At 76.6% G+C, this 1,875-nt stretch carries 2 protein-coding genes; one reads left to right on the top strand and one right to left on the bottom strand.

Annotated features, from left to right (window positions below; translation table 11 throughout):
- The coding region (locus AB0O00_RS37525) for a hypothetical protein (protein ID WP_363659173.1) at positions 1-687 on the top strand (687 nt) is incomplete at its 5' end.
- A gap of 19 nt (positions 688-706) precedes the next feature.
- Here the strand turns inward: AB0O00_RS37525 and AB0O00_RS37520 are convergent.
- Positions 707-1,875, bottom strand: a 1,169-nt coding sequence (locus AB0O00_RS37520; protein ID WP_363659172.1) for an NAD(P)/FAD-dependent oxidoreductase, incomplete at its 5' end; no start/stop codon positions are given.

Below are 1,875 nucleotides of genomic sequence, written 5' to 3'. Positions count from 1 at the left end.
GCCCTGTTCGCGGTCGGCCAGACGTTCGTCACCCTCTCGGTCAAGCGCGGGTACACCGGCGGCTGGTCGCTGCGCACCGCCGACGGCGCCCTGCCGGGCCCGCTGGCCAAGGTGCCGCTGCTCGGGGCGCTCACCGGCGGCGCGGCGGTGGCCGCGGTCGCGGTGGCGGCCAAGCCGCGGGTCGGCGAGGTCAGCGCCGTCGAGGAGATGCCGGAACCGGACCCGGTGGGCCCGGTCGGCCCGAGCGGCGACGGCGTCCCGGAGGTCGAGCAGACCGCCGCCTTCGAGATGCAGGAGCTCGCCGCGGACGGCGTCTACACGCCCGGCTACTACGAGCAGCACCAGCCACAGCAGGACCCGTACGCCGAGGCCTACCAGGCCGGGTACGACGTCCCGCAGCAGCAGCCCGGGTACGACCAGCAGTGGCAGCAGCCCCAGCAGCAGCCCGCCTTCGCGTACGACCAGGGCTACGGCACGTACCCGCAGCAGCAGGATCCGTACGGCTACCAGCAGCAGGACCCTTACGGCGGCGGCTACCCGCTGCAGGCGCCCGCCTGGGACCCGAACGCCCAGCAGCAGTGGCAGCCGCAGCCCGAACAGCACACGCAGGGCATCCCGCAGCAGCCGACGTACGACCACGGGTACGGCTACCAGCAACAGCAGCAGCAGACCTGGCACCAGGGCTGAGCCCCGGTCCCGGTTCCGGTCAGGCGGGGCCGATGAGGTTGGCCGCGATGCAGGCCGACATGCCGACCCGGGCCAGCCCGCCGCCGGGGTGGGCCGCGCCGCCGACCAGGTAGAGGCCGGGGGCCTCCTCCGTCGGCGCCTGGAGGTACGCGCCGCGGGCGCCGGGCAGTGCAGGGCGAGGGACGGAGCCCCGCCACGAGCCCGTCTCGCGCTCGGTGTCGGCCGGGGTCCGGACCACCCGCCACAGCACGCGGCCGGCGAGGCTCGGGACCGCCGCCTCCGCCCGGGCGACCATCCGGTCGGCGAAGCGGTCCGCGACGCCCGGCTCCGTCCAGTCCACACCGGCGGCCGGCACGGTGGCGGTCAGCACCGCCGTCTCGTGGCCCGCGGGGTGCAGCGAGTCGTCGTCCGGGCGCAGCACCTGCACGGTCGGGCGCTCCGGGAGCGGGCCGGAGCCGAAGATCCCGGTGAGTTCGGCGGCCGGGTCGGCGGCGTGGACGACCGTGCGGTGCGCGGTGCCCGCCGGGCGCTCGCCGCGCAGGGCGAGCAGGACGACGGCGCGGCCGGGGACGCCGTCGGCGTGGGTCACCGATTCCGGCCAGTCGTGCTGGTCGTCCGCCATGCCGGTCCACTCGCGGTACTGGCGGTTCGCGTCGGCGGCGTGGATGACGACGTCCGCCTCGACCGGCCCGGCCGCCGTGACGATCCCGCAGGCCCGGCCGTCCTTCTCCAGCACCTCCTCGTACGGGGTGTCGAAGCGGAACTCGACCTTGCGCTGCTCGCAGCGCCGGAACACCGCGTCCGCCAGCGCGCGCATGCCGCCCTTGACGTACCAGACGCCGAATGACTGCTCCATGTACGGCAGGACGGTGGCCGCGGCCGGGGCGGTGCGCGGGTCGAAGCCGAAGCGCAGTGCGTGCTCGTGCAGCAGGGCGGTCAGCCCGGGGTGGCCGTCGAGCTCGCGGGCGGCGACGTCGGCGAGCGTCCGGCGGCCGGACGGGCGCAGCCGGGCGAGGCCGCGCCGGGGCGGGGCGGGGTACGGGTCGGTGTGCAGCGGCGTGGGGTCGGCCGGGAGAGGCTCCTCCAGCAGCGGGCGGCGGGTGGCCTCCCAGACCGTCCGGCCGCGGTTGACCACCGCGTTCCAGCGGGCGCCCGACCCGGCGCCGAAGGCGTCGTCCAGGGCCTGGG

Origin of the sequence: Kitasatospora sp. NPDC093558, from assembly GCF_040683475.1 — a bacterium.
GTDB lineage: Bacteria > Actinomycetota > Actinomycetes > Streptomycetales > Streptomycetaceae > Kitasatospora.
Note: the sequence above shows the minus strand (reverse complement) of the source record. Positions and strands in the feature narration are given on the sequence as shown.